Below are 21,203 nucleotides of genomic sequence, written 5' to 3'. Positions count from 1 at the left end.
GTGAAGATAGAAATGAGAATGATGGCCTCTATTTTAAGCTTCTTAATTATACTTAGTACAACTGCTTGTCAAACAAACGAAGACAGTGAGAACATACAAGGTCAATCGGTAAGTAAACATACAATTATTTCTCAGATGAATGCTGAAACGGCTGAGAAAGCGGCTGAACGGGTGGAGAGAGTCGATAAGGCTCAAGCAGTGTCCTTAGAGAAAGATATTTATATCCATCTGAATGTAGAAGGGTTTGACCGTTTCTTCCTTAAAGAAATTCGCAGTCAGACCAAGAAAGAAGTAGAAGATGCCGTAAAAGGCAGCAAGGTTCAGGTTTCGACGGATAAGAAAATTGAAATGGAAATTACAGAGCTTAAAGAACGGCTGAAGGATCATCAGATTACTAAAAAGAAGCTGGAAGAAGAAATAAAAAAAATTGAAGAAGATATGAAAGCGTAGGTGTAGCCATATGGATAAAGAGTCAAAGTTAACCCCTTCTCAACAAGGGTATAAAAAACTTGCAGGAAAACACGAGATAAAACGACCGGTTTTAAAGAACTGCGTAAAGGCTTTTATCATAGGGGGACTGGTGTGTACATTTGGCCAAATGATACAGAACGGCTATGTTGCCTACTTTGATTTCACTGAAAAAACAGCAGGTGACCCGACCGTAGCGACGCTTGTATTTATTGCCTCTTTATTAACCGGTTTAGGAATATACGACCGTTTTGGTCAATTTGCAGGAGCGGGCTCGGCAGTACCGGTTACAGGCTTTGCCAATGCTATGGCTTCCGCTGCTATAGAACACAGAACAGAAGGTTATGTGCTCGGTGTAGGCGGAAATATGTTCAAGCTGGCCGGTTCAGTAATTGTTTATGGGGTTTTTGCCGCTTTTGTCATTGTATTAGTAAAATATTTATTTTTTGGTTTGTAATATGATGGAAATAGAGTAAATACGTTAATAAGGACTGGGGAGATATATGATGATGATTTTTGTAAATGCATTTGTAGTTGGAGGGATAATATGTCTTATAGGGCAGCTTCTCCTGGATGTAGGGAAATTAACCCCTGCTCACACGTTAAGTACATTAGTGGTAGCAGGAGCAGTGCTGGACGGGCTGGACCTTTATGAACCTCTTATAGATTTTGCAGGAGCAGGAGCTTCAGTTCCAATCACAAGCTTCGGGAACGCGTTAGTGCACGGGGCAGTCACAGAAGCGCAGCAAAGCGGTTTAATAGGTATTTTAACAGGAATATTTCAAGTAACGAGTGCAGGTGTGTCTGCAGCGATTATTTTCAGTTTTCTCGCCGCTCTGATTTTCAGGCCAAAAGGTTAATGCTGTAGTGGCGGACCTTTTAAATCTGTATTTTTTAAGGACACATGCAGTTCTTTGTCTTCATTGACGCTTGCAAAAACCACTTCCTCAGGCTGGGAAATCCCTTTTTTCTTCAACTCATTATGCAGCCATGCTGTATTCAGGCCGAGACCTTTTAAAATGTTTGTATAAACTTTTCCTTCCATCATGACCGGGTATGCGAGGTTGGAGGCACGTTTAGGTGTATAAATATCTTCTAGAGTAACCAGAGAGTTCTCAGGATTTCTATAAACCGTAAGTTTTCCGTTTGCTTCCACAATTCCCAGCTTTACCGTAGACATGTCAAAGACATCTTTTTCCCTGAGCATTTGCAGAATATTGTCTATAGAGTAACGTATTTGCTCAATGTTCTTTAGAATAAGTACGCCGTTTTCTATAACTACCGTTGGTTCGAAAGTCATAAAATGACCGAACCAGCGTTTTTTTATGATGAAATAACTAACAATTCTCTGCAATAAAGCGATGACGAGAATAGCAACTATTGTATGTAAATGTTCGATGTCAGGGTCAGCAATATCTGCTCCCGTGACAGAAGCCAATGTAATGATAATCAGAAAATCAAATAAAGGAAGCTGTCCGATAGCCCGTTTTCCCATATACATAGTGACAATTAAAAGCAGGGGCAGAATAGTCAAAACCCGAAGAATAATCCTTATAATTTCTTCCATCATGTCAGTGACTCACCTTTCTCAATAAAAGGAAACTAATAGAAGTAGTTTTAACAAAGAACTTAATTATATTCCGGAGGGAGACAAACTCTTCAGACATACTTGTCTATTTTATGCATAGACTTGGCTTATAAAGAAGTATTGATGTCCTTTTTACCAGGGCATCCCGGACCAGATTGGAGGAATCACATGAAATTGCCTGCACTTTTATCTATATGTATTATTCTGGCTATCTTTCCTTTTGGCTCAGAGGTGTCAGCAGAACAGTTTTTTGATAAAGGCGTCTCAGCTCACGGAGCTATACTCATGGAACAGGAAAGCGGGAGAATCCTGTTTGAAAAAGAATCCAATACACGTATGCGGATTGCGAGCATTACAAAAATAATGACAGCTGTGTTAGCAATTGAATCTGGAAAGATGGAAGAAACCGTAACAGTATCCTCACGAGCCTTCGGAACAGAAGGGTCGTCTATCTATTTGACTGAGGGCGAAAAAATCTCTTTGGAAGATCTTGTTTACGGGCTGATGCTCCGCTCTGGGAATGACGCAGCAATTGCGATAGCCGAGCATGTAGGAGGCAGTGTTGAAGGATTTGTATACATGATGAATGAGAAGGCCCGGGAAATCGGGATGGAAGAGACTCTGTTTGCAAACCCTCATGGGCTCGATGATCATGAAGACCATTATTCCACCGCTTATGATATGGCGCTTCTAACCCAATACGCTATGAAGAGCCCTCAGTACAGGGAAATTTCTGCTTCTAAATCATACAGATCTGTAACAGCTGAAGACAGAATAAGGGTTTTTAATAATAAAAACAGACTTCTTACTCAATTATATAAACATTCGACAGGAGGTAAAACGGGATATACAAAACGGGCTAAGCGGACTCTCGTTTCCACTGCTGAAAAAGAAGGCATGGAATTAATAGCTGTAACAATCAATGCACCGAGCGACTGGCATGACCATATGAATTTATTTGAATGGGGTTTTGACAGCTATGAGATGAGTACTCTTGTTAAGGAAGGAACAGTAAAAAAGGTCGACGATCCTTTTTATAAAAACAAATTAAGGACAGAGTTCAGTTTTCAATATCCGCTCACAGAGGAAGATCTAAAACATTTAAAAAAGAGAGTAGTACTCCTTAAACCAAATGAAGAAAGATGGGAACAAGAAGGTTATCCCTATCCCATTGGGACTGTTCAAGTGGAACTGAAGGGAAAAGTTATCGGAATCGTTCCCTTAAAGTATGTATATGAAAAAACGGAAGAGCCTTCTTTATTTAAAAAATGGCTGGGTCATTGGTTTCGAGTGAACGGAATGGTTCCAAATGGTTAATATCATCTGGGTCTTCCTTTTTTTAACAGGGTTTATTTTTGCTGCGATTACTGGCAATATGGAAGCGGTAAATGAAGCGGTGTTCTCAGGAGCAAAAGAAGCAGTAGTCATATGTATAGGATTAATAAGCGTGTTGACTTTTTGGCTGGGTATAATGAAGATAGCTGAAAACGCCGGATTATTGAATATGGTCAGCCGCCTGATGTACCCGGTTATCTCGAAACTCTTTCCGGATATTCCAAAAGGTCACCCTGCATTAGGCTATATCGTTTCCAATATGACTGCTAATATGTTCGGACTAGGAAATGCTGCTACTCCAATGGGAATAAAGGCAATGAAAGAACTGAAAAAATTAAATAACGATAAAGATGAAGCCAGCAGGTCCATGATTACTCTGCTGGCTGTTAATACAGCAAGCATAACCCTGATCCCAACGACAGTAATCGCTCTAAGAATCGAATATGACTCTGCCGCCCCTACAGAAATTGTTATGACAACCATTTTAGCCACTGCCTGTTCGACTTTAGGAGCTATTTTAATAGACAGGTATTTTTACTATAAAAGAATGAATAAAGGACGTGGTATCTATTGAGCTGGATAACGACCATATCCGTCTGGTTGATCCCTTCCCTGATATTAACCATTTTATTAGTGGCTACGTGGAAAAGAGTTCCATCTTATGAAGCGTTCGTCGACGGGGCAAAGGAAGGGGTAAACATGTCTTTTTCCATAGTTCCGTATTTAGTTGGTATGCTAGTCTCTATTAAAGTTTTTCGTGAGTCAGGAGCTATGGGGTTTTTTATAGACTTATTTAAGCCTCTCTTTTCTTACTTTTATATACCGGCTGAAATTCTTCCTCTAGCCATGATCCGGCCATTATCCGGAACAGGAGCGTTAGGGATGACCAGTGATTTAATCGGAACATATGGACCAGACTCGTTTATTGGAAGACTGGCATCCACCATGCAAGGAAGCACGGATACGACTTTTTACGTTTTGACTGTATATTTTGGTGCTGTTGGAATTAAAAAAATGGGCGACGCACTTAAAGTGGGTCTCTCTGCCGACGTCATTGGTATAGTGGCTTCCATCATTATTGTAAGACTTGTCTTTTTATAAGTGAGGGAGTTGTTCTTGCTTAAAGCCAGCCCGTTTTCTCACAAAGAGTACAGGCCGCAGACAGTTAGGAGTCTTTTTTATCTTTTTTCTTAATAAAAGACAGAGTTCCATGATTTCCCCTTGAAGAGATACCTTTAAGGGTTTTTTTATTTGTAAGTTTAACCGAAAAAAGATAAAATTAAAGTTTGAAACGAGGAACTTACAGTCAACACTAATGAAATGATTACAATCTAAGGTGGGAAATACATGGAGCGTTTACAAAAAGTTATTGCACAAGCAGGTGTGACTTCAAGAAGGAAAGCTGAGGGATTAATTACTGAAGGGAAAGTGTCGGTTAATGGAGTTAAGGTTACCGAGCTCGGTACAAAAGTTGACCCTGAAAAAGATGAAGTGGCAGTCAACGGTGTGCCTATTGATAAAGAGGAGCCTGTCTATTTTTTACTATACAAACCGACAGGTGTTATTTCAAGTGTATCGGACGAGCACGGCCGTAAGGTAGTGACTGACTACATTCACTCTGAACAGAGAGTTTATCCAATCGGAAGACTGGATTCTGATACTTCAGGCCTTCTGCTTCTAACTAATGACGGGGATTTCGCCAACCTGCTCATGCACCCGAAATATAAAATTAAAAAAACATATATTGCTAAAGTAGAAGGGATGCCGCTTCGGGAAACAGTTAAACAGCTTGAGAGAGGGGTCAAATTAGAAGATGGCAAGACGGCGCCGGCAAAAGTGAAAGTTAAAAAAACAGAGAAAAAGAAAAATACGTCAGTCGTTGAAATAACTATACATGAAGGGAAAAACCGTCAAGTCCGACGGATGTTTGAGCATGTGGGCCACCCTGTATTAAAGTTAAAAAGGGAAACATATGGTTTTCTTAGTTTACACGGTCTGAATGCGGGAGAGAGCAGAGAATTAAAACCTCATGAAGTGAAACAGCTGAGAGAATTAGCTGTCACATAATGTTCATATTTTACAAACAAACAAGCTATTAACACTACATTGATAGTGTTAATATTATATTAGAAAAGATATAATCAGGGAGCAGCATAAAAACTGGCCGGTTTAAAATTATAAATTTGATTTGCTGGTTATAAAGCCTGCTGTAGGATAGACATTCTACAGCTATTTTTCAGAAGAGGGTTAGTGGATCGTTCCTACCCTCAGAAGAAGGGAAGGTTTGATTTATCGTTGTCCATTGAATTGTATATTCACTATACCAACACTTATGGTGTTTCATTCTCCCGGATATATTTCAATATGAAAATGGACAAGGATTGACACACTTAACAGGGCTGGAACCGGAGAAGAGGCTGCTGTCTTATTGAAATAAGTTAATTCCAGGGAATTAGTGGGGGATTATGATGGAGAAAGTAAAATGTGAATGCGGCCATGTGAATCCATACGGGACTTATTTATGTGAATCATGCGGAAAACCGCTTATAGAAGAAAAAAGTAAACTTGCAAATATGCGTTATGAAGGAGTAGCAAGGCGTTCCCAGACTTACACGCGGACATTCGTGGATAAAATATGGAACTTTTTTTCATCGGTTAAAGTAGGGATTTGGATTATAGTGGTATTGCTTCTTACCTCATCTTTAGGGACGCTTTTTCCTCAGGAAATGTATATTCCGCCGGGTGAAAATGCGACTATTTATTATGAACAGGAGTATGGGACGCTAGGAAAACTTTATTATCAGCTGGGCTTCCATAATTTGTACAGCTCCTGGTGGTACATGCTAATTATTGCAGCTCTTGGAATCTCTCTTGTCATTTGCAGTCTGGACAGAGTGGTTCCGTTACACAGGGCTCTTAAAACCCAGCGTGTCACCCGCCATGAAGCGTTCCTGAAACGGCAGCGTTTATTTTCTCAGACTGACAATGCTGAAAATATTGATGAAGATATGATTAAAGCGGAGAGTCTGTTGAAAGAAAAACGCTATAAGATCCGTAAAGAAAATGGCAATATTCTAGCTGAAAAAGGGCGGTTTTCCAGATGGGGCCCTTACGTTAACCATATTGGGTTGATCATATTCCTAATTGGCGGCATGCTCCGCTTTTTCCCTGAAATGTATTTAGATGAACATGTATGGGTCAGGGAAGGTGAACAGGAAGTGATCGGCGGGACAAATGGTGAATACTTTCTGAGAAATAATGAGTTTATGATTGAACTTTATGATGAAGAAGATGAAAAATACCAGCCTGCGTTGGAAAGGGCTGGCGGTCCGGTTGTAAAAACGTATCAGACTTCTGCCACTTTACTTCGCCGGGAGGCCGGAGGGACAATTGGCAGTGAAACAGAGCTGGCAGAGGTTAAAGACCATGATATACGTGTAAATGACCCTCTTACATTTGAAGGATTTTCTTTGTACCAGGTAGACTATAAGCTGAATGAGCTGTCTTCTTTCACATTTACCCTTGAAAGCGAAGAAGAAAACACAGATTTAACAGACATTCAGTTTGAAGTAGATTTAAACGATCCTGAGGATGTATATGAGTTTGATAACGGTTATCGGATTGAAATACTCGAATATTTCCCGAACTTTGTGATAGATGACAATCGCGAACCGACTACGATTAACCGGATCCCTGATAACCCTCGAATCATTTTTGAAGTGTTTCCTCCGGAAGCTGATCCTGAAGAAGAGCAGGGAGAACTGAGTTTAGTCGGTATCCAGGTGAATGAACCATTGAATGGGGAAAATGACTACACCATTCGCATGACTGATGTAGATATGGTAAATGTGACCGGGCTGACAATTAGAAAAGACAGAACTTTACCAATTATTTCAGTAGGCGGTTTTATTTTTATGATTGGTCTCGTTCAAGGGTCTTACTGGCATCATAGACGTATTTGGATTCAAAATCGTAACGGGAGACTCGTATTGGCAGGCCATGCCAATAAAAACTGGCACGGGCTGAAAAAAGATTTTAAATATCTATCTGACCAGACGACTATTCCGATGCCTGTTGACCAGTCAGAGGAGTCCTCTGAAGAAGAGAATGAAGGAGTGAACGAAAGCCATGATCCAACTCAGCGCTAATATGCTATATGCAGCTTTCTTTTTGTATATTTTATCTGCTGTCCTGTTTGCCGTTTCGATTACAGGAAGTAAATTCAAAAACCATAAAGGGGAAGAGAATAATAAGGCAGGTTTATTCGGCTATACCACGGCAATCCTTGCTTTTGCCGCTTCGCTGACTTATTTTGTTACAAGGTGGATCGCAGTCGGTTATGCTCCGGTAAGTAATATGTTTGAATATACAGCAGCTTTAGGAATTGCTCTAGGCCTGGCTTTTGTAATTATTCATCCTATCTACCGCAACAATTATTTAGGTTTATTTACAATGCCTGTGGTTATGCTTATTATTGCTTATGCATCTATGTTTCCAAGGGAAGTCCAGCCGCTGATCCCTGCCCTGCAGTCTCATTGGCTGACAATCCATGTTATTACTACCGTGCTCGGCCAGGGGATTTTAGCAATTGGATTTGTAGCAGGTTTGCTATATTTAATCCGGGTGATTGATTTTAAAAAGACTTCGAAAAAAGTAAAAGGTGTCGAATTTATCATTTATACACTTGTCGCAACAGCAGCTTATATAGGGCTCAGTTTCGGTTTTGGAGCAGCTGATTATGAGGCAAACTTTGCCTACATTAATGAGCAGGGCAATGAAGCAGAAGTCGCTTATTTCCTCCCGCCGTTAATAGGGCCTAATGAAGGAGAATTAATTTCTGAACAAGGGATGTCTCCACTTGTAGAAGTGCCAGCCTTTATAAGAAGTAACGATCTTAATACGGTCGTTTGGTCTGTTCTTGCTGGCCTGCTCCTGTACGGCTTGCTCCGGCTGGTGCTCCGTAAACCTGTTGGAGGGGCAATTCAGCCATTCGTTAAAAATGTCAATCCGCAAACAGTAGATGAAATGAGCTACAGAGCAATTGCCATAGGTTTTCCGATCTTCACTTTAGGAGGCCTCATTTTTGCGATGATCTGGGCTCAGATTGCCTGGACAAGGTTCTGGGGATGGGATCCGAAAGAAGTGTGGGCGTTAATTACCTTCCTATTTTATGCCGCCTATCTTCATTTACGTCTCTCGAGAGGCTGGCATGGCGAGAAAAGTGCCTGGCTTTGTGTCATAGGTTTTGCTCTTATTATGTTTAACTTGATATTTGTTAACCTTGTTATCGCAGGATTGCATTCTTATGCATAAGAACGCCTCTAGAAGCCCATTCTTTTAAGTAGAGTGGGCTTTTGGTATAGTAAACTTACGGGTAATAGTGAAAGAGTATACACGGCAGGGCATCAACATGTTACAATAAATTGTGAACAAAATAATAACTTTTTTAAAACCTGACGTTTAAAATCACCTGTGCAGGTGAGCTCACTTAAGGGGGAAACGACTATGTCGGAAGAAGCAAAAATTTTAGTTGTAGATGACGAAGAACGTATCAGAAGATTATTAAAAATGTATCTTGAGCGGGAAGAATATGACGTTGATGATGCCGAAAATGGGGAGAAAGCATTGAAAATGGCATTGGACGCGGATTATGATTTAATCGTTCTCGATTTAATGATGCCAGGCATAGATGGAATAGAAGTGTGTGAAGAAATTAGAAAGCATAAAGCTACACCGATTATTATGCTTACTGCCAAAGGTGAAGAAGCGAACAGAGTACAAGGTTTCGAGGCGGGAACCGACGATTATATTGTAAAACCTTTCAGTCCAAGAGAAGTGGTACTAAGAGTAAAAGCGCTTTTAAGAAGGGCTTCTTCTACGAAGTTTTTACAGACAGAAACGACGACTAAAGATGTTCTCGTATTTCCGCATCTGACAATTGATAATGATGCTCACAGAGTAACAGCGGATGGCAAGCACATTAATTTGACGCCTAAAGAATACGAGCTGCTTCATTATTTAGCTCAGGCTCCTGATAAAGTTTTTGCAAGGGAGCAATTGTTAAAAGATGTCTGGAATTATGAATTCTTTGGTGATCTTCGAACAGTAGATACACATATTAAACGGCTGCGTGAAAAATTAAATAAAGTGTCCCCTGAAGCTGCCAATATGATATCAACCGTATGGGGCGTCGGCTATAAGTTTGAGGCAGTGAAAGAATAATGATGTTTTGGCGAAGTGTCGTAGGCAAACTCTGGTTTACGATTCTTCTACTGGTATCAGTTGTTTTGATCATTTTAACTATTCTGCTGCTTCAATATTTTGAAAGGTTCCACACGGACCAAGCGGAGAGCGAGTTAATGAACCATGCAAATTTAATTGTTTCTTTGCTTGAAGAAGAAGGAACTGATGAAACGGCATTAGCAATGAGCAGAACGATCTCAGAAACTTATTCCACTGAGGCGCTGATTATCTTTAATGATGACGAATTCTGGTATTCATCTGAAAACGGCGACCATGATCTTCCAATTTACATTTTTTATGAGGACGAACTGTTATCCCGGGTGATTGAAGAGGGAGAAACTGTTGTTACTGAATCTGATTATACATTTCCTGTCAGAGGGGAACAGGTCAGCCAGGAAATGATGATAGTGGGACTTCCAGTGGAGTTTGCAGCAGGGGAAGAAGGAGCGCTGTTTTTATATCAGCCGCTTGATGTGGTAGAAGAAGCATCCAATCAAACAAAAAACATCATATATTTGTCAGCAGGGATCGCTATCATCCTGACTACTGTGTTTGCATTTTTCCTGACAACGAGAATCACAGCTCCATTAAGACGGATGAGAAAAGCATCTTTAGAAGTAGCTAAAGGCAATTTTGACACTAAAGTTCCAATATTAACTAATGATGAGATTGGTTTGCTGGCGATTGCTTTTAACAGAATGGCACGGGCACTGAATACAAATTTAAATGCTCTGAATCAGGAGAAAGAACAGCTCTCCCGTATTTTGAGTTCTATGGCTGATGGTGTTATTACTTTGGACCGGGACGGCTCTGTAATGGTTACCAATCCGCCTGCAAATGAATTTATTGGAGCCTGGCTATATGAACAAGGGTATGAAGTTGAGGAGTCAGGCCAGTTACCTGAAGAGCTTCAGGTGTTATTTGAAAAAGTAGTTACCGAAGAAAGAGAACAGATGGGGGAAGTCGACGTCCAGGGGAGAAGCTGGGTTCTGCTAATGACGCCGCTGTACGATCAGGAGCATGTACGGGGAGCCGTGGCAGTTCTCAGGGATATGACTGAAGAACGTCTTCATGATAAATTGAGAAAAGATTTTATTGCTAACGTTTCTCATGAGCTGAGGACTCCGATTTCCATGCTGCAAGGATACAGTGAGGCGATTATAGATGATATCGCCGGTAGTGAAGAAGAGAAAAAAGAACTCGCTCAGATTATTTATGATGAATCACTGCGAATGGGCAGACTGGTCAATGAATTGCTGGATCTGGCAAGAATGGAAGCGGGCCATATTCAGTTAAATACCGAACCTTTAGACCTTGAAGATTTCTCTGAAAGAATGATCCGGAAATTTCAAGGGGTGGCTAAAGATCATGCCGTCACACTAAATGGAGATATTAATAAAATTGAAAAACAGGTACACGCGGATTCTGACAGGGTCGAACAGATTTTAACTAATTTAATTGATAATGCCATTCGGCATACTCCGGAAAATGGAACAGTTACCCTCAGGGCCGAACCCTTCCATAACGGGGTGAAACTTGAAGTAGAGGACACAGGAGCCGGCATCCCGGAAGAGGATTTACCCTTTGTGTTTGAAAGGTTTTATAAAGCTGATAAAGCGAGAACAAGAGGACGGTCGGGAACAGGTTTGGGTCTTGCTATAGTTAAAAATATTGTCGATGCCCATAATGGGAAGGTTTCCGCTCATAGTATCCTGGGTGAAGGAACGACATTTTCAGTGTTTTTACCATACGGTTCGCCTGAAAAATAAGAAAGCCCGGGAATAATCTTGTTTCATACGTAACAAAACACTAAACAAATGTAATCTCAAAGCACCACCTGCATTTAACAAAGTAGTACCTCCATTCAAAGCAGCACCTACATTTTTACAGTAGGTGCTGCTTTAAATAGTGCTGCTTTAAATAGCGCTTCGCCTTTACAAAACTGGTATTACTTCTGATCTTTGTAAATCTCCCGCATGACATGAGCGAGTTCAGGGATAATTAATTCTTTCATCGCGAGCTTTACGGCCCCTGTCGATCCCGGAGTTGAGAACACGGCTGTTGTTCCTCTGACACCAGCAGTTGCGCGGCTGAGAATCGCTGCAGAACCGATATCCTTTTCAAAACTTAAATATCTGAACAGCTCCCCAAAGCCTGGAAGCTCTTTATCCAGCATACTGTTAACAGCTTCAAAAGTCGTGTCCCTGAATGTAATGCCTGTTCCCCCATTAATCAGCAAAGCTTCAATTTCCTTATTCCTGTCTGCATAGCGGATCCACTGCTGAATAGCCGTCATCTCATCTTTAACAATTTCATGACGGATGATTGGGTGGCCTGCTTCTTCAAGGAACTGTTTCATTAAACGGCCGCTTTTATCGGACTCGTAAGTTCTTGTATCAGACACCGTAAGAATCATACATTTAACATTCTCCGGTGCTTCTTTTTTATGTTCATGGACGCTCATAGTGTCTCCCTCCTTATCCTCTTATTTTACTAGGGCAGAGCTGGTGAAACAAACAGTAAATTCGTGGGGATGCGTAAACCAGTCAATAGCTGTATAATGATTTTCAAATAGCTGCAATGATTTAAACAATGGGGTCTGTTAAATTCTGCTATTTTAATGTTATTCTTTGATTCAGGGGCACCATTCAATAAAAACGATTTAATTAATATATTGAGGCCGGGTTCGCTGAAAAGGAAAGCTAGGTGAGGCAGGGAATTTCATGATTAAGGTTTAACAGGGCCAAACATTATGGAGGGATTCTAATGAAAATATATACAAAAAAAGGCGATCAGGGTATGACCCAGTTAATAGGAAAAAATGTAAAGAAAACTCATGCCCGTGTGGAAGCTTATGGTACAGTTGATGAATTGAACAGTTTTGTCGGATTAACGAGTGTGTTATTACAGGAAGAGAAGCATGAGGACCTTGTAATGGATCTGACTAAAATTCAACATGAATTATTTGATCTGGGCGGGGATTTAGCAAATGTCACAGATAAACACAAATGGACGTTATCAAATAAAGCTGTTGAGTTTCTTGAGGCAAAAATAGATCATTACTGGGATGAGGCGCCCCCTATACGTACATTTATATTACCTGGGGGAGGAAAGGCGTCAGCTAACCTTCATGTATGCAGGACAGTCGCAAGAAGGGCAGAGCGGCTGGTTGTCAATATACAGGAAGCAAGCGACGAGCTGCCTCCTGCGGCTATAAAATACTTAAACCGTTTGTCAGACTATTTCTTTGCTGCTGCCCGAGCAGTTAATGCAAGAAATGGAACAGAAGACGTATTGTACGAGCGGGGGAAAGATGTTTTTAAATAAAAGGCATTGAAAGATAGCTGCCAAACAAAAACCCCCGGCATGAGCCGGGGGAACTTTAAATTAAAGAGCAATCTCGATGTCAGCGTCATCTCTAAGCTGGGCAACATACTGCTGTTGCTTAACTTCTTCTTCTAATTCACTTTCCAAGTCTTCAAAATCTCCTATTTCAGGGTTCTGCATAGCCATTTGATCGTAATAGGCTTGGACTTCTTCCTGGGAGACTTCAAGTTCATCGTCTTCTAAATGACTGAGAGTAAGAAGTTCCTGAACTCTTAAAGATTCCCTGATTTCATCGGTTAATTCTTCCTCTGTATAATTTTGTGAAGCAAGCGCTTCTTCATATTGATCTTCGTCTTCGAATTGGCCTTTGATCTGTTCAAGCTCAGCTTCTACTTCCTCATCAGAAACTTCAATCCCTTGTTCCTCTGCTTCCTGCAGAAGAACTGTCTGATTAATAAGCTCATCAAGAATTCCTTGCTGGATTTGAACTAAGAGCTCAGCGTTTTCCTCGTCTTCAAAGTCAATTCCTTGCTGAGCAAACATTTGTTCGTATTGTGCCATTTGCTCCTGCAAATCGCCCATTTGGATTTCTTCTCCGTTAACTACGGCTGCAGTCGCTTCAGGATCAGCGTCCATATCGGCTTCCTCGTCCATGGCTTCTTCATTGTTTTCGTTACCGTCTAACAGGCCCCCATCAGCCGTTTCTTCGTTATTATTTTCAGCCGGGTCTGCTTCATTGGCTCCCCCGTTTTCGTTATTGCCATTCTCTTCATTCCCGTCACCGCAGGCAGCTAACACTAATGCTGCAGATAGCGGAAGAGCTAAGAGAGATTTTTTGCTGAACCTTTTCATTTTTGCCCATCAACCTTTCTGTGTCTTTACTCATTATGTGAATTGCATTAGTTACCACTTTATCACACTAGAAGGAGTGAATACAAATTTAAAAATCTATAAAAGTATGGTTAAAAATACCTGTGATTTTAAGATGGTTTCTTATTTCCTCTGCAGAAAAAAACAGCCCTTCAGTACTTGAAAGGCTGGCAAAAAAGAGCTTTCTTTTTTACAATTCAATACTTGAAACAGACACAATTTCGTCAATTCGGGCAAAAGCTTCAAGTACTGACTGGTCACACTCTTTGTCTGTTGACAGAAGCATTATCGCTTTACCGCCTTCATTTTTTCTTCCGACTTGCATCGTCGCAATGTTAACGTTATGGGTGCCTAAAAGCTGGCCGACTTTCCCGATAACTCCAGGCTGGTCATTGTGCTGGACATAGAGGGTATGTTTAGCCGGCTGGAAGTCGAGAGAAAACTCATTAATTTGTACAATCCGGGGGCCTATCTCCCTGCTGAATGTCCCATAAACTTCGAGAGTATCTTTTTCTCCAATGACAGTAGCTTTCACAAAGTTCGAATATCCCTGAGATTCATTTTCATGTTTTTCTGCAACTTGAACATCTCGTTCTTTTGCAATCCAGGAAGCGTTCACTTCATTAACATACCCGTCTATCCGATGCCGGAAAAAGCCGGCCAGAAAACTTCTATTAAAAAGCCCTGTCTCCTGATGGGAAATTTCGCCTGCATAACTGAGTTCTATCTCCTGAACGGGCGCTCTAAAAAGCTGGGAAGACATTTCTCCTAATGTACGTGTTAATTTAGTGATAGGAGAAAATTTCTCAAATACATCGCCATCCAGATAAGGCAGGTTTAAAGCGTGAGGGGCGGGTTTCCCGTTTAAATAATCAAGCACTTCAATTGCAACTTGTTCAGCGACATTTTTTTGGGCTTCAGATGTAGAAGCAGCTATATGAGGAGTAGTAATGACTTGATCAAGCGTTGTTAAAGGGTGGTTTATGGCAGGTTCTTCTTCAAATACATCTATTGCTGCCCCTTTAACATGTCTGCTTTCTATAGCCTCATATAAAGCTTTTTCGTCAATAATACCCCCTCTTGCGCAATTTAAAATATATACGCCTTGTTTCGTCTTTTGCAGCGTCTCTTTATTAAGAAGGCCCTTCGTTTCTTTTGTCAAAGGGGTGTGTACGGAAATAAAATCGCTTTTTGAGAGAACTTCTTCAAGATCTACAGGTGTTACTCGGTGTTTCTCAGCACGCGACTTTGTTAAAAAAGGATCGAAGGCAATAACATTCATACGAAAGCCTCTCGCTCTTGCTGCCAGTTCTGCTCCGATTCTTCCGAAACCGATAACTCCAAGCGTTTTTCCGTACAGTTCCGCTCCCTGATAAGCTTTACGGTCCCATTTTCCTTTTTTCATTGACTGGTTAGCCTGGGGGATATTTCGTACTAAAGAAGCAAGCATAGCGAAAGTATGTTCAGCTGTGGAAATGGTATTTCCATCGGGAGCGTTTATAACTACTACGCCATTAGACGTAGCAGCGTCCATATCGACATTATCGACGCCTACTCCTGCACGGCCGATTATTTTTAATCTCGGCATCCTGTTAAGTAAATCTTTAGTTACAGTAGTTGCGCTCCGGATGAGGAGTGCGTCTATCTGATCGAGAGGCACGCTTGTATCATGCACGGGCTGAAAAACTACGTTCACTAATGAACTTTCGAGGACAGGTTTAAGTCCTTCTTTATCCATTTGATCTGATACCAGTACTGTAAACATTTCTTTGTCAGTATCAAGCGGCTGCTGTACCTGTACCATAAATTGTATCCTCCCTGATAAATTTTTTAATTATTCTATATTAACATGAAATTCAGTCAATAATCCACTGAGTCAGCCCTTTAAATAACTGTCGTGATCGTCTGCCGTTCTATTCCAAGCCAGCTGACTGACAGATATTGAAAGATAATCTTTTTCCTATTACAATTTAATTAGCTATATAATAGGTATACCCCTTTTGGCAGACAGATATCATTTCGAGGGCTTCTGGCATGACTGGACGGGATGAAAGGAGAGAACGACTGTGATAAAACATGTAAGGACTAAAAAGATTTATGAAATAGTAGCAGAACAGCTGACAGAAATGATTAAGAACGGGGAATATGAAGCGGGGGACCGTCTTTCCTCTGTCCAGAAACTTGCAGAAGACTTTAATGTAGGAAGATCTGCTATAAGAGAAGCGTTAAGTGCTCTAAAAGCAATGGGTCTGATTGAGATCCGGCAGGGGGAAGGGACATTTGTTAAAAAAACAGATATTGATCTGACAAACAAAATGATTCCCACGGTGATGCTAAAAAAAGATCTGGAACAGCTTTTTGAAATCAGAAAGCTCAATGAAACCGGTGCTGCTGCTTTGGCAGCACGTAACAGAACAAACGAAGATCTGGATAAATTGTCAGCCATTCTTCAAGAAATGAAGCATTCTGAAGGAAATGGCCATGTTGGTGAAAAAGCTGATATAGAATTTCACATGACGATAATTAAAGCTACACAGAATGACATGCTTTACCGTCTCATGAAAACTGTATCAGATACAGTTAAAGAATCTATGAAAGAAGCGAGACAGCTGTTTCTTTACTCTAATGTGAAGAAAATGAATAAACTGTATGATGAACATATGCTTATCTACCAGGCAGTAAAAAACAAAGATTCAGAAGCGGCTTATCAGGCCATGCTCGACCATTTAGTTGGAGTAGAAAAAGAGCTGTTTAAGGAAAGCGATTAAGCCGGAGTTTAACCCGGATCAGGGAGGGGCCTGCTATTAACAGTTGGATTAAACATTTACAAACATCTCCATTATTTGAAGGTTTGTCAGAAGAGGAACTGAAGCCAATAATTAATATGAGTAAAAAAATTAAATTGGAGGACAAAGACAGGTTATTTTGGGAAGGCGAACCAAGAAATTATTTTTATGTTTTAGGAAAAGGGACTGTTTTAATCAGTAAGTTAACCGAAAAGGGCGATGAAAGCTTAATAAATGTTTTAGGGGAAGGTGAACTTTTCCCGCATACAGGCTTTTTCCGCAAGTCTCCTTACCCGGGAACCGCTACAGCTAAAAGAGAGGTGACCGTTTTAGCCATTCCTATTGAAGGCTTTGAATCGTTTATTCTTGAGAAACCGGAATTGGCTTTTAAAATTATTCAAGTTATGAATGAAAAAATCGTTTATCTTCAGCGTAAATTAAATGAAGTGTTGTCTCTTAATGTTGAATCCCGTTTAAAGTCCGCGTTTTCTTACCTTAGTGATATTCAGGGACAAGTTATACAATTGACTCATCAGGAAATTGGAAACATTATCGGTGCTTCCAGAGAAACAGTCAGCAGGCAGTTAAAGAAATGGGAACATGAAGGAAAGGTTGAAGTAAAAAAAGACCGAATTATTATAAAAGAGGGTTTCGAGCCGCATTAAGGAGTAAAAGGGAAAACCACCGAGTTAATCGGTGGTTTCTAAAGTTGCTATTCAAATTTAAGTGCATCCCCGTCAAATGGCTCGTCTGCAATTTTGATGGAGTCTGTCGGACAGCCGTCCAGGGCGTCCTCCATATCTTCATGAAGTTCCTCAGGAACTTCTTTTGTACCTTGGTTATCATCAAGAATTACCCACGCGATACCGTCATCGTCGTAGTCGTAAATGTCTGGAGCAGCAGCTCCACATGCACCGCAAGCAATGCAAGTGTCTTTGTCCACGATTGTGTACTTTGCCATAACAAAAAACCTCCCATTGAAATATAATTATAGCGACCCTCTATCTTTCTCTCTTTATATTTAAAGGGCGTAATTTCAAGAACATCTTCAGGCAGAAGTGTGTTCTTTCTAATCTTATTGTAAAGGTTCTCACAAGACATTTCAATAGAAAAAGTAATTGAGAATGCTTATCAGCCAAGGGATCCACCTGGATTACATGAAGGTAATAACCTATAATTATTAGTAGTATTTAACGAAAGGATTTAAAATATGAACACTCTTTCTTATCTCCTTTTAAACACAGTTTATAAGCTGCAGGGTGAACGGTCTGTAAACGGCGCCATCCATCTGTTGAGAGGGAAGAGATCTGCACAAACGATTCAGGATATTCATTTGTTCAGTCTCGAAACCTATGCAGCCTCACTGAAACAGTGGCCGGAAGAGGATATCAATAAAATGGTCACGGCTTTATACAGGGGAGGTTTTTTATCTCAAAGTAACCAGACAACACTTCTGTCTAAGAAAGGAACTGACTGGCTGAAGGAAGCTGCAGATCATTTTGAGCTTCCTTCAGCTTTCCACGGCTTTAATTACGAGTGGGACGGGAAAGCCGATTATTTCTGGGGGAGGCTGGTTTTAACGGTTCAGTCTGTGTCCAATTTAGTATATGCTAATCCGTCATTTATTCCTGTCTCTTATGACCGGTTGATTCAGCAGGACGTTAAATCTGTCCTGAAAGCTCATCCTGACAGAAGTAAACTGGGCAGGCAGCTTTATTCCGAATTAAAAAGGATATATGAACCATGGGATGAACAAGACGCAGCTCTCCTTGTTAAAAGATTTTCCTCAAACAAAAAAACTGGAAAAACAATTAGTCAACTTTCCGGTTTATTTAACCATGACCATTTTTATACCTTTATTTATTGTAAATCTCTCGTTCATAAGATGCTTGCTTCAATTTCCAGTACCCCTGATTTATTCCCGGTTTTATCACAGTTACTCCCGCGAATTGAGGGCGGACCATATGTAACACAAACAGCCAGGCAAACTAAAGACCTGCTGAACAAAGGTTTTTCTTTGGAAGAAATTGCTGAAAAAAGAAAACTTAAGTTAAGCACGATCGAAGACCATGTAATAGAAATATCTATTTATGATCCTTTCTTTAAGATACATGAGTTTTTACCGGAGCAGGAAAGGTTAGATATCATTAAAGCTTCCGAAAGGCTAAATACAAACCGGTTAAAACCAATTAAAGATTTATTCCAGGACAAGTATACTTATTTTCAAATCAGGTTAGCTCTTTCAACATTGAGAAAAGGAGGTAATTATGACGCAGCTCGCTGATATTTTAAATAAGCAATTCGGATATCCGGCATTCAGGAAAGGACAAAAGGAAATTATTCAGAGTGTCCTTGAAGAAAGAGATGTTATAGCGATTCTTCCTACAGGAGGAGGGAAATCGTTATGCTATCACCTTCCTGCTATAATCTTAGGAGGGCTGACTCTTGTTATATCCCCTCTTGTATCACTGATGGAAGATCAAGTGACTCAAATGAAAGCAGCCGGACATAAGAAAGTGGCACACTTGAGCAGTTTATTAAGCAGAGAGGAAAAGACACACCTTCTGGAAAATTTAGAGGAGTATCAAATTGTTTTTGTCTCTCCTGAGATGATTGCACTGCCTTTTATTAGAGAAAGATTTAAAAAGCAGGATATTAAGCTGTTTGTAATAGACGAAGCACATTGTATTTCCCAATGGGGACATGAATTCAGAACAGATTATTTAAGGTTAAGTGAAGTAAGACGCGATTTAGGAAGTCCTCCTTGTCTGGCGCTGACTGCCACGGCTACTCCAGAAGTGGAAAAAGATATCCGTCTCCGTTTAGAAATGAAAAATGAAGCGGTATACCGTCTTCCGGTAAACAGAAGTAATATATTTATTGCATCAGATATTCAGAAAAGTACTGCACAGAAAAATAAAGAATTTTTTGAATGGATTAACCGCATTGAGAAACCTGCCATCGTCTATACAGGGACTAGAAACAGTGCGGTGAATTACTCATTACAGCTTCAAAAACACGGTTTCCCCAACACCGCTTTTTATCATGGGGGAATATCCAAGGAAGAAAGAATCCTTGTACAGCAGCAGTTTCTGCGTGACGAACTGGATATTATTTGCTGTACGAACGCGTTTGGTATGGGCATTAACAAATCTAATGTCAGATCAGTGGTCCATTTACACATCCCCTCGTCAGTCGAACAGTATGTACAGGAAATTGGAAGGGCAGGGAGGGATGATAAGCAGAGTATGGCCTTACTTCTTTGCAGCGAGGAAGACAGGTTTTTACCTCTATCTCTTATAGAAAATGAATTTCCGCAAGACTGGTGGATTACTAACTTCTTAATGGATGATTTAAGCGGCAAAAAAGTTGAAGAGATGGAGAGAATTTATCAACCTGATGAAAAACAATGGAAAATGTTACTCTATTACTTAGAGAATGAACAAATTATTGCAGAGGGAAGCTTTACTATGTTGCAGAACCCTGAGAAAGTCATTCAGGAAATCAAAAACCATTTTGAAAAAAGAAAAAAAGAAAAGTTTATTCAGCTGGAAAAAATGAATCAACTGATTGCTTCGAAGTCATGCCTGAGAAAAGGCATCTCCAAGTACTTTAAAGAAGAAACAGAAGAATTACCTGATTGTTGCTGCTCCAATTGCCAGTCTTTCGAATCGTTTATTGAAAAGGTTAAAAAGCAGAGCGCTCCTGAGAAAGAAATGGTTCATGAACATTGGAAAATAGAATTGAAAGACATGCTCTTAAGGGGTGCTGGAGGGGAAAAACGTGAATAAACAGGCTGAGATTGTAAAAAAATTAACGGACAGGGAATTGTTGTTAAATCTTTATGTAACTCAGCTCGTCTTTTTAGTCATTGCGTTGTTACTTAGCTGGTGGTGGTTCGGCAGTGTATTTGCCTTTACCCAATTTATTGAGTTCAGGTACGATCATTTGCTGATTGGTTTAGGATTTGGACTCAGTATCGTTTTCATTGAAATTGTGTTATATAAACTATTACCCGAAAAGTGGTTCGATGACGGGGGAATAAACAAACGCGTTTTCTCAAACCGTCATCCCCTGCATATATTAATTATTTCCATTATCGTCGCTGTAAGTGAAGAGATTATGTTTCGAGGAGTTATTCAAAGTCAATTCGGTATCTGGATCGCTTCTGTCACATTTGCTCTCATCCATTTTCGTTATTTATCAAACGTGTTTTTATTCAGTTTTACAGTCTTTTTAAGTTTTTCACTCGGTTTATTATTTCTCTATACTGAAAACTTACTGACGGTAATTACAGCTCATGTCGTTATTGATTTTTTACTAGGTCTGCTGCTTCGTTATAACTCTGACAAGTCTCAATAGGAGCCTCTGAAAAGGAATACAGCAAGTAGGGAATTTAACACCTGGCATTAAACGTATCCGCTCTTTATCTGCACCTTGTTAATTATATTTATTATTCGCTATTAGCTTATACAGATGTTTTTGACGGCTGACCATTTACCAGCTGAAAAAAAGAGTCAAAGAACGGGCTGACACGGTTAGAAAGAATTTAATGCTTCTTCCCTAATGGATGAAAGAATGGTAAA

General features: G+C 40.2%; 22 protein-coding genes. 17 read left to right on the top strand and 5 right to left on the bottom strand.

The window, feature by feature from the left end; all coding sequences use genetic code 11:
- From BMW59_RS01215 to spoVAE, 3 genes are read left to right on the top strand one after another with little or no spacing between them, the layout of a single operon-like run.
- Positions 1 to 450 (top strand): YhcN/YlaJ family sporulation lipoprotein, encoded by a 450-nt coding sequence (locus tag BMW59_RS01215; protein ID WP_177174144.1) that lies wholly within the window; start codon positions 1 to 3, stop codon positions 448 to 450.
- A 10-nt stretch (positions 451 to 460) separates the two neighbouring features.
- Positions 461 to 925, top strand: coding sequence for a stage V sporulation protein AC (gene spoVAC / locus BMW59_RS01210; RefSeq protein WP_093047184.1), 465 nt, complete (start codon positions 461 to 463; stop codon positions 923 to 925).
- Positions 926 to 977: 52 nt separating this feature from the next.
- Positions 978 to 1,328 carry a stage V sporulation protein AE gene (gene spoVAE, locus BMW59_RS01205; RefSeq protein WP_093047341.1) on the top strand — a complete coding sequence of 117 codons (351 nt, stop codon included), beginning with the start codon at positions 978 to 980 and terminating at the stop codon, positions 1,326 to 1,328.
- On the opposite strand, the gene BMW59_RS01200 is transcribed toward spoVAE, so the two are convergent.
- A complete protein-coding gene (locus BMW59_RS01200) occupies positions 1,325 to 2,038 on the bottom strand; it encodes a DUF421 domain-containing protein (RefSeq protein ID WP_342739409.1) in 714 nt (237 codons plus the stop codon). The genes spoVAE and BMW59_RS01200 overlap by 4 nt on opposite strands.
- A 186-nt stretch (positions 2,039 to 2,224) precedes the next feature.
- Here BMW59_RS01200 and BMW59_RS01195 point away from each other — a divergent pair, with 186 nt between their 5' ends.
- The 8 genes from BMW59_RS01195 to BMW59_RS01160 all read left to right on the top strand — a co-directional run bounded on the left by BMW59_RS01195 (position 2,225) and on the right by BMW59_RS01160 (position 11,403).
- Positions 2,225 to 3,373: a D-alanyl-D-alanine carboxypeptidase family protein gene (locus BMW59_RS01195; protein ID WP_093047183.1), complete on the top strand. Its 1,149-nt coding sequence runs from the start codon at positions 2,225 to 2,227 to the stop codon at positions 3,371 to 3,373.
- The gene (locus tag BMW59_RS01190; protein ID WP_093047182.1) at positions 3,366 to 3,965 is read left to right on the top strand and encodes a nucleoside recognition domain-containing protein; all 600 of its coding nucleotides are present in this window, start codon (positions 3,366 to 3,368) and stop codon (positions 3,963 to 3,965) included. Before BMW59_RS01195 ends, BMW59_RS01190 begins: the two co-directional genes overlap by 8 nt.
- Positions 3,962 to 4,492, top strand: a complete 531-nt coding sequence (locus tag BMW59_RS01185; protein ID WP_093047181.1) for a spore maturation protein — start codon at positions 3,962 to 3,964, stop codon at positions 4,490 to 4,492. The genes BMW59_RS01190 and BMW59_RS01185 overlap by 4 nt, the downstream gene beginning before the upstream one ends.
- 246 nt (positions 4,493 to 4,738) lie before the next feature.
- Positions 4,739 to 5,458 carry a pseudouridine synthase gene (locus tag BMW59_RS01180; protein WP_093047180.1) on the top strand — a complete coding sequence of 240 codons (720 nt, stop codon included), beginning with the start codon at positions 4,739 to 4,741 and terminating at the stop codon, positions 5,456 to 5,458.
- Between the two features lie 401 nt (positions 5,459 to 5,859).
- Positions 5,860 to 7,539, top strand: a complete 1,680-nt coding sequence (gene resB, locus BMW59_RS01175) for a cytochrome c biogenesis protein ResB (protein WP_093047179.1) — start codon at positions 5,860 to 5,862, stop codon at positions 7,537 to 7,539.
- Entirely contained in the window at positions 7,520 to 8,704 is a 1,185-nt protein-coding gene (gene ccsB / locus BMW59_RS01170) for a c-type cytochrome biogenesis protein CcsB (protein ID WP_093047178.1), read from the top strand. Before resB ends, ccsB begins: the two co-directional genes overlap by 20 nt.
- A 192-nt stretch (positions 8,705 to 8,896) precedes the next feature.
- Positions 8,897 to 9,613: a response regulator transcription factor gene (locus BMW59_RS01165; protein WP_093047177.1), complete on the top strand. Its 717-nt coding sequence runs from the start codon at positions 8,897 to 8,899 to the stop codon at positions 9,611 to 9,613.
- Positions 9,613 to 11,403, top strand: coding sequence for an ATP-binding protein (locus BMW59_RS01160; RefSeq protein ID WP_093047176.1), 1,791 nt, complete (start codon positions 9,613 to 9,615; stop codon positions 11,401 to 11,403). Before BMW59_RS01165 ends, BMW59_RS01160 begins: the two co-directional genes overlap by 1 nt.
- A gap of 179 nt (positions 11,404 to 11,582) precedes the next feature.
- On the opposite strand, the gene BMW59_RS01155 is transcribed toward BMW59_RS01160, so the two are convergent.
- Positions 11,583 to 12,098 (bottom strand): MogA/MoaB family molybdenum cofactor biosynthesis protein, encoded by a 516-nt coding sequence (locus BMW59_RS01155; protein WP_093047175.1) that lies wholly within the window; start codon positions 12,096 to 12,098, stop codon positions 11,583 to 11,585.
- A gap of 302 nt (positions 12,099 to 12,400) precedes the next feature.
- On the opposite strand from BMW59_RS01155, the gene BMW59_RS01150 reads away from it, so the two are divergent.
- On the top strand, positions 12,401 to 12,961 hold the full coding sequence (locus tag BMW59_RS01150) for a cob(I)yrinic acid a,c-diamide adenosyltransferase (RefSeq protein WP_093047174.1): 561 nt from the start codon (positions 12,401 to 12,403) through the stop codon (positions 12,959 to 12,961).
- A 60-nt stretch (positions 12,962 to 13,021) separates the two neighbouring features.
- Here BMW59_RS01150 and BMW59_RS01145 read toward each other — a convergent pair whose 3' ends face one another.
- Both BMW59_RS01145 and serA read right to left on the bottom strand, forming a co-directional pair.
- Positions 13,022 to 13,813, bottom strand: a complete 792-nt coding sequence (locus BMW59_RS01145; RefSeq protein WP_093047173.1) for a SurA N-terminal domain-containing protein — start codon at positions 13,811 to 13,813, stop codon at positions 13,022 to 13,024.
- Between the two features lie 208 nt (positions 13,814 to 14,021).
- Positions 14,022 to 15,635 carry a phosphoglycerate dehydrogenase gene (gene serA, locus BMW59_RS01140; RefSeq protein WP_425441244.1) on the bottom strand — a complete coding sequence of 538 codons (1,614 nt, stop codon included), beginning with the start codon at positions 15,633 to 15,635 and terminating at the stop codon, positions 14,022 to 14,024.
- Between the two features lie 262 nt (positions 15,636 to 15,897).
- Between serA and BMW59_RS01135 the strand changes: the two genes are divergently transcribed.
- Together BMW59_RS01135 and BMW59_RS01130 are read left to right on the top strand one after the other, a co-directional pair.
- Complete coding sequence (locus tag BMW59_RS01135; protein ID WP_281244191.1) at positions 15,898 to 16,599, top strand: FadR/GntR family transcriptional regulator; 702 nt, start codon at positions 15,898 to 15,900, stop codon at positions 16,597 to 16,599.
- Between the two features lie 116 nt (positions 16,600 to 16,715).
- Complete coding sequence (locus BMW59_RS01130) at positions 16,716 to 17,282, top strand: Crp/Fnr family transcriptional regulator (protein WP_245732892.1); 567 nt, start codon at positions 16,716 to 16,718, stop codon at positions 17,280 to 17,282.
- Between the two features lie 47 nt (positions 17,283 to 17,329).
- Here the strand turns inward: BMW59_RS01130 and BMW59_RS01125 are convergent, their stop codons facing one another.
- A complete protein-coding gene (locus BMW59_RS01125; protein WP_078576904.1) occupies positions 17,330 to 17,578 on the bottom strand; it encodes a ferredoxin in 249 nt (82 codons plus the stop codon).
- 249 nt (positions 17,579 to 17,827) lie between these two features.
- On the opposite strand from BMW59_RS01125, the gene BMW59_RS01120 reads away from it, so the two are divergent.
- The 3 genes from BMW59_RS01120 to BMW59_RS01110 are packed head-to-tail and all read left to right on the top strand — an operon-like array spanning position 17,828 to position 20,979.
- Positions 17,828 to 18,901, top strand: a complete 1,074-nt coding sequence (locus BMW59_RS01120) for a YpbB family protein (protein ID WP_093047171.1) — start codon at positions 17,828 to 17,830, stop codon at positions 18,899 to 18,901.
- Entirely contained in the window at positions 18,885 to 20,408 is a 1,524-nt protein-coding gene (locus BMW59_RS01115) for a RecQ family ATP-dependent DNA helicase (protein WP_093047170.1), read from the top strand. Before BMW59_RS01120 ends, BMW59_RS01115 begins: the two co-directional genes overlap by 17 nt.
- A complete protein-coding gene (locus BMW59_RS01110) occupies positions 20,401 to 20,979 on the top strand; it encodes a CPBP family intramembrane glutamic endopeptidase (RefSeq protein WP_093047169.1) in 579 nt (192 codons plus the stop codon). Before BMW59_RS01115 ends, BMW59_RS01110 begins: the two co-directional genes overlap by 8 nt.
- Positions 20,980 to 21,203: the final 224 nt, after the last annotated feature.

The sequence above is a fragment of the Salipaludibacillus aurantiacus genome (genome assembly GCF_900111295.1).
Classification (GTDB): Bacteria; Bacillota; Bacilli; order Bacillales; family Salisediminibacteriaceae; genus Salipaludibacillus; species Salipaludibacillus aurantiacus.
This window is presented reverse-complemented; position numbering and strand designations above follow the sequence as displayed.